This window comes from Streptomyces sp. NPDC059788 (genome assembly GCF_042732265.1).
Lineage (GTDB): Bacteria > Actinomycetota > Actinomycetes > Streptomycetales > Streptomycetaceae > Streptomyces.
Genome location: NZ_JBHWHY010000106.1, coordinates 1 through 7,011 on the forward strand (window position 1 = coordinate 1; position 7,011 = coordinate 7,011).

Genomic DNA, 7,011 nt, shown 5'->3' on the forward strand with positions numbered 1-7,011 from the left:
CCGCGGCCGGGTCCGGGCCCGGTGGCGTGGGGTGCCGGGGCGGGAGCGGGCCGCGGTGGGTGATCTCTCAACCAATCACCCGTTCGGCGTAGCGCGGGGCGACCTCGGGCGCCCCGCAAACTCGCCGCGCGGCCGCTGTTCCGGGGGTTTTCCGACTCGCTGCGCGCTGCGGGGCGACGCGCAATGGGAACTGCGCGTGCCCCCTGCCGGCGCGTGCGGAAGGAGAGCGACGCCATGAATGCACCCCTGGGTGAGAACCCTCAGGATCTGACCGGCATGAACGTGGTCGACGCGGAGGGCACCAAGGTGGGCTCGGTCCAGCAGGTCTACCGGGACGACGCCACCGACGCGCCCGAGTGGATCACCGTGCGCACCGGTCTGTTCGGCATGAAGGAGACCTTCGTACCGCTCGCCGGGGCCCGGCGCGTGGGCGACGAATGCCAGGTCCCGTACACCAAGGACCAGATCAAGGAAGCGCCGCGGATCGACGCGGACGGCCACCTGGAACCGGCCGAGGAGGAGCGCCTGTACCGGCATTACGGGATGGCGCGGCCGGGCACCTCGCCGGCCGGCACCGTGCCGGGCCGCACCACGGCCACCGGCGCCGGGATGGGCACCGCCGGTGCCGCGGGCGCGGCCGGCATGAACCGGCCCGAGGACCGCCGCCGGGAGCGGACCGAGTCCGCGCCGCTGGCCGGCGCCGGGGCCGGGGCGATGGCCATGTCCCGCGGCCGGGACACGGACGCGGCGCGCGCCAAGGAACAGAACCCGGAGATGCTCATCTCCGAGGAGCGCGTGGAGCTCGGCACCGAGTCGCACGAGAGCGGCCACGCCCGGCTGCGCAAGCATGTGACGACCGAGGAGGTGCACCGCACCGTACCCGTCAGTCACGACGAGGCCCGCATCAAGCGCGAGAAGATCAGCGACGCGGACCGCCGCAAGGGGCGGACGCAGCAGCCGGAGCTGGGCGACGGCGAGCTGGACGTCACGCTCTACGAGGAGCAGGTCGTCGTCCGCAAGGAGAACGTGCCGGTGGAGCGCATCCGGCTGGAGACCGAGCGGGTCACCGAACAGCAGGAGGTCAACACCGAAGTCCACCGTGAAGAGGTGGAGTTCGACGACGGCAAGGGCACCGGCCGGCGTGGCCGGCGCGGTCAGGGACCGGAGCGGGGCCGCGGCGGTCCCGGGTCCGAGCGGGGCCGGTAACGCCGGAGGCACCCGAGGTGCCGCCGCTCCCCGCAGTGTCCGCGGGCCCGGCCCGCCGCACCCCCGTGCGGTGGGCCGGGCTCCGTGCCGTCGCGGGCGGCCCGGGCGCATCCCCCCGGTGGACGGCTGTATGGGACGCCCGTCCTGAACGGCTGTCCGGCGGCGGGCATAGGCTGACCGCATGGGACACCGTGAAGACCTGCTGGAAGGGGCCAAGCGCTGCCTCCTGGAAAAGGGGTACGCGCGCACCACCGCCCGCGACATCGTGGCCGCCTCCGGCGCCAACCTGGCCTCCATCGGCTACCACTACGGCTCCAAGGACGTCCTGATGCGCCGGGCGCTGGTGGAGTCGGCCGAGGAGTGGGGCGAGGGCTTCACCGGTCCGCAGGACGGCCGTGAGCCGGTGCCGGACGGCGACCCCGTGGAGCGTTTCGCGGCCACCTGGGACCGGATTCTCCGCAGCTTCCTGGAGCGGCCCGACTTCGTGGCGTCCCAGGTCGAGGTGCTCGGCCTGCTGCCCCGCGATCCCGAGCTGCGCGCGGCGCTGGCCGGCGTCCTGCCGGAGGGCGGCGAGGGGCTGGTCGCGGTCTTCGAGAACGTACCGGACACCGAGGTCGACCCGGAGGCGGCCCGCGTCGTCGGCTCCTTCTACCAGGCGCTGCTCACCGGCCTGATGGTGCAGTCCCTGGTCACCCCCGGGGCGCTGCCCTCCGGCGGCGACCTCGTGGAGGCGATGCGGCGGGTGTTGTCCGGCTCGGTGCTCGCGTCGCGCGAGGGGCGTGCGGAGGGGGGAGCCGGCGCTTCGGGCGAGGCGGCGGACGGCGGGCCGGCCGCCGTCCGACCGTAGGGAGCGTCCGGTTGACCGCACGCGGTCCGTCCCGCTGCCCGGTCCATATCCACCCTTGTCGGTCAACCGGCTGAGAGCGTTCGGTATTTGACCGTTCCGCACTTGTCCGGTTGTGCCGCCGCGCTCTAGGCTCCCCGTACGGGACCAGGCAGCAGCTGCCGCCGGGCCCGGATCTCCCAGACCCAGAGGTCGCCGAGCAGTACGCACCCATGATCGGCCGGAGATCCGCGCCACGCAGCGAACAAGCGACTCCGGCCCCGCCCTTCCCGGACTGTTCAGCCAGGGGCCCTCCCGCGCGCCCCCGGCCCACCAGGAAGGGCGGTCAGTGCCGGGTGAGGGGGAAGAGGAGCCCCGTCGCCCGGTAGCCGGTCGCCGCCGGTTCCGGTTCTTCTCCCGGCGGCGGCCGCATCCTCCGCGGGGTTCCGTTCCCCTGCCGGTTTCCGGGCTCCCGCAGACTCACATAGTCCGTCCGGACCCGCCGCCTGTCCAGTACTCAACAAACCCCTGTTCGCGTACGGCCCGGACGCGGCACCGCCGTTGGGCGGACCGCGCCTCGACGAGGCAGTACCCGAACGGGACGGGCGGCGGAGAAACCGCAGTGCCATGGCCGTATACCGCCCTGCCCGCCCGCACGGCGCACCGGCGTCTCACAGCCGTGCCGTCTTCAGCGCCATGTGCAGCAGCAGGCGGTCCCCGCCCTCGTCCAGGTCGAGTCCGGTCAGTTTCTCGACGCGGCCGAGCCGGTAGTACAGCGTCTGGCGGTGGATGCCCAGAGCCTGGGCGGCGCGGCCCGCCTGGCCCGCGCAGTCGAGGAACACCTCGGCGGTACGGGCGAGTTCGCTGTGTGCGGGCGCCAGCAGCGGACGCACCATGGTGTCCGGTTCGGCCGGCGGCAGGCCCGTCAGCAGCCGGTACGAGCCGATGGCGTCCCATTCGGCCACCGGTCCCAGCCGGGGTTCGGCGCGCGCGGCCCGCGCCGCGGCCAGCGCCTCCTGCCAGGCGGCGGGCAGACCGGCCAAGTCCCGTACGGGCGTGCCCAGTCCGGCGGCCCCCGGCAGCGTACGGGCTTCCGCCCCGGCCGGTGCCAGGCTCCCGCCCGCGCGCGGCGAACGCAGCAGGTGCTCGGCCACCGTGTGGGCCGCGGCCAGGGTGGATGCCGAGCGCAGTCGTACGAGAGCGGCCAGCGACGGGGCGTCGGCGGTCGCACGCGACGGGGGAGCGGGGGCGGGGCGCCGCCCTCCGGAGACGGACGCGGCGGCGGCCATGGCCGGGCGGGGAGCCTCGGCGCCGTCGGAACCGTTCGCGGCCGGCATGGTGCAGGCGGCGAGCAGCCCCGGCAGGTTGGGCAGCGGCGCCTGATCGGTTTCCGGGACGTCCCACGGCGTCACCGCGACCACGGTCAGGGACGCGTCCGCCGCGGACCGCAGCCCGTCGCGCAGCGCCGCCGCCGCGGCGGTCCGCTCCGCAGGGCGCGAGACCAGCAGCGCGCGCAGCTGGTCGCCCAGTTCGGCGCCCGCGCGGGCCTCCGCCGCCAGCAGCGCGCCGATGCCCGCGGCCGACTCCATCGCCTGCTCGATACGGGGGTCCGTCGGCGCGCTGCCGCCCCCCAGCTCCAGGTCGGTCAGATGGCCGTCGTCCAGCAGCCAGACGTATCCGTGCACGATGCCGCGATGGCGTACGGGCAGGCAGATCCGGCCTTTGAACACGCCGGCCGCCGGATCGGGCGGGATGCGCAGCGCCGTCTTCGCACGGGCGATGCCGAACGCCTCGAACCAGGCCCGCACCGCCGCCGTCGAGCGGCGCTGGAGGATCGAGCGGGTGCGTACGGGGTCCATGACCAGGTCGTCGTCGCCCTCGTGCGCGCCGAAGGCGATCAGCCCGAAATCGCGGTCCTCAAGGGTCGCCGGGGCGCCGAGGGCGGCCGAGATCTCGTCCACGAGCTGCTGGTAATCGCCCCGCATACGCCGCGTGGCTCCTTTCCCGTCGCACCCCGGGGCCGTACGCCCCGGTGTCCGTGCGGTCACCGGGGAGCGCGGGCCCACCGGTGCCGTTGTGGTCCTCCACCATTGTCATACATCTGTCTGAGATCCCGGCCACGAAGGCCAGACAGCTGTCGATGGCCGGGAAGTAGCGAGATCCTTAAGTTTCAGGTGGCTCATCTTGCCGTGGCGCCCGCCTGCCAGGCGCCCGCCCGGCATTGTCATCTTGCATCGTGGAGGTGCCCCGTGCTGGGTCCCGTGCTTCTCGCAGCAGCCCGCAGCGACAGCATCCGCCGTATCGTCTCGGCCGCCCCGGTCACCCGTCCGGTCGTCGACCGGTTCGTGGCCGGTGAGCGGCTGGACGCGTCCATGGCCGCGGTGCGGCACCTGGCGGACCGCGGCATGGAGGTCACCCTCGACCATCTCGGCGAGGACATCACCGATCCGGCCGAGGCCCTGCGCAACCGCGACGCCTACCTCCAGCTGACCGCCGCCCTCAAGGACCTGGGCCTGGGCGCGCGCGCCGAGATGTCGGTCAAGCTCTCCGCCTTCGGGCAGGCCCTGCCCGGCGGCCACGAACTGGCGCTGAAGAACGTCACGCCCGTCGTCGAGGCCGCCGCCGAGGCCGGCACGACGGTGACCCTGGACATGGAGGACCACACCACGGTCGACTCCACCCTGGCCATCCTCGGCGAACTGCGCGCCCGCTTCCCGCAGACCGGCGCGGTGCTCCAGTCGTACCTCTTCCGCACCGAGGACGACTGCCACGCCCTCGCCGGGAAAGGCTCCCGCGTGCGCCTGGTCAAGGGCGCCTACAAGGAGCCCGCGACGGTCGCGTTCCAGGACAAGCGAGAGGTCGACAAGGCGTATGTACGCTGCCTGAAGATCCTCATGGCGGGCGAGGGCTACCCGATGATCGGGTCGCACGACCCGCGCATGGTGGCGATAGGCCAGGAACTGGGCCGCCGCTTCGGCCGCAAGCCCGCCGAGTACGAGTTCCAGATGCTGTACGGCATCCGCGAGGCGGAGCAGCAGCGGCTCGTCGCGGAGGGCCACCGGATGCGTGTCTACATTCCGTACGGCACGGACTGGTACGGCTACTTCATGCGGCGCCTCGCCGAGCGGCCCGCCAACCTGGCGTTCTTCCTGCGCTCGCTCGTCACCAAGGGCTGAGCCCCGGTCCCGGCCCCGGGCCGGACCGCCCGTGCCGGGCCGCCGCCCGCGGCCCGGCGCCCCACAACTCGACGCACCCGCACACCCCCGACCGAAGGAGACGGCCGACATGGACGCCGTGACCCACGTCCCCGCCCCGTACAACGAGCCGGTCCACGGCTACGCCCCCGGCACCCCGGAGCGCGCCCGCCTGGAGGCCAAGCTCAAGGAGCTGGCCGGCAACCCGATCGACCTGCCGATGACCATCAACGGCGAGAAGCGGATGGGCGGCGGCGAGCGCTTCGACGTCGTGCAGCCGCACAACCACAAGGCGGTCATCGGCACCTACGCCAACGCCACCCGCCAGGACGCCCAGGACGCCGTCGACGCCGCCCTGGCCGCCGCCCCGGCGTGGCGCGCCATGTCCTTCGACGACCGCGCCGCGATCCTGCTCAAGGCCGCCGACCTGCTGTCCGGCCCCTGGCGCGAGACCATCGCCGCCTCCACGATGCTCGGCCAGTCCAAGACCGCCCAGCAGGCCGAGATCGACGCGCCCTGCGAGCTGGTGGACTTCTGGCGCTTCAACGTCCACTTCGCGCGCGAGCTGCTCCAGGAGCAGCCGCCCATGCAGCCGAACGGCGTCTGGAACCGCCTGGACCACCGCCCGCTGGAGGGCTTCGTCTACGCGATCACGCCCTTCAACTTCACCGCCATCGCCGGCAACCTGCCGACCGCGCCCGCCCTGATGGGCAACGTCGTCGTCTGGAAGCCGTCCCCGACGCAGACCCACTCCGCGATCCTGCTCATGCAGCTCCTGGAGGAGGCCGGCCTGCCCAAGGGCGTCATCAACCTCGTCACCGGTGACGGCAAGGAGGTCTCCGAGGTCGCGCTGCCGCACCCGGAGCTGGCCGGCGTCCACTTCACGGGCTCCACCGCCACCTTCCAGTACCTGTGGAAGGCGGTCGGCGAGAACATCACGAACTACCGCTCCTACCCGCGCCTGGTCGGCGAGACCGGCGGCAAGGACTTCATCGTCGCCCACCCGACCGCGGACCCGGCGATCCTGAAGACCGCCATCACCCGGGGCGCGTTCGAATACCAGGGCCAGAAGTGTTCCGCGGCCTCCCGCGCCTACATCGCCCGCTCCCTGTGGGAGAGCGGCTTCAAGGACGACCTGGTCGCCGAGGTCGAGGGCCTGACCATGGGTGACGTCACCGACCTGTCGAACTTCATCGGCGCCGTGATCGACGACCGCTCCTTCGCCAAGAACAAGGCCGCGATCGACCGCGCCAAGCAGGACCCGACCTGCGAGATCGTCGCGGGCGGCAGCTACGACGACTCGGTGGGCTACTTCGTGCGCCCGACCGTGATCGCCTGCTCCGACCCGGAGAACGAGGTCTTCAAGACCGAGTACTTCGGCCCGGTCATCGCCGTCCACGTCTACGAGGACGCCGACTTCGACGCGATGCTGGAGCAGATGGAGTCCGCCTCGGCGTACGCCCTGACCGGCGCCGTCCTCGCCCAGGACCGCCAGGTTCTCGTCGAGGCCTCCGAGAAGCTGCGCTTCGCGGCCGGCAACTTCTACCTCAACGACCGCCCCACCGGCTCCATCGTCGGCCAGCAGCCCTTCGGCGGCGGCCGCGCCTCGGGCACCAACGACAAGGCCGGCTCGAAGTTCAACCTGATCCGCTGGATGTCGCCGCGCGCCATCAAGGAGACGATGGTCGCCCCGACGGACTACCGCTACCCGCACATGGGCTGACCCTGTAGCCCTGCCACGCCGACGGCCCGGCACCCCCTTCGCGGGGGGGTGCCGGGCCGTCGGGC

Annotated in this window: 5 protein-coding genes; 4 read left to right on the forward strand and 1 reads right to left on the reverse strand. The window is 72.9% G+C overall.

Going from position 1 to position 7,011, the window contains the following annotated elements; translation table 11 throughout:
* Positions 1-234: 234 nt before the first annotated feature.
* Both ACFV57_RS42440 and ACFV57_RS42445 read left to right on the forward strand, forming a co-directional pair.
* A complete protein-coding gene (locus ACFV57_RS42440) occupies positions 235-1,206 on the forward strand; it encodes a PRC and DUF2382 domain-containing protein (RefSeq protein WP_385244587.1) in 972 nt (323 codons plus the stop codon).
* 181 nt (positions 1,207-1,387) lie between these two features.
* Positions 1,388-2,053, forward strand: coding sequence for a TetR/AcrR family transcriptional regulator (locus ACFV57_RS42445; RefSeq protein WP_385244590.1), 666 nt, complete (start codon positions 1,388-1,390; stop codon positions 2,051-2,053).
* A gap of 647 nt (positions 2,054-2,700) precedes the next feature.
* Here ACFV57_RS42445 and ACFV57_RS42450 read toward each other — a convergent pair.
* Positions 2,701-4,014, reverse strand: coding sequence for a PucR family transcriptional regulator (locus tag ACFV57_RS42450; protein ID WP_385244592.1), 1,314 nt, complete (start codon positions 4,012-4,014; stop codon positions 2,701-2,703).
* A gap of 264 nt (positions 4,015-4,278) precedes the next feature.
* On the opposite strand from ACFV57_RS42450, the gene ACFV57_RS42455 reads away from it, so the two are divergent.
* Entirely contained in the window at positions 4,279-5,205 is a 927-nt protein-coding gene (locus ACFV57_RS42455) for a proline dehydrogenase family protein (protein WP_385244595.1), read from the forward strand.
* Between the two features lie 109 nt (positions 5,206-5,314).
* Positions 5,315-6,946 carry an L-glutamate gamma-semialdehyde dehydrogenase gene (pruA, locus tag ACFV57_RS42460; RefSeq protein WP_385244597.1) on the forward strand — a complete coding sequence of 544 codons (1,632 nt, stop codon included), beginning with the start codon at positions 5,315-5,317 and terminating at the stop codon, positions 6,944-6,946.
* The last annotated feature ends 65 nt before the right edge of the window (positions 6,947-7,011 follow it).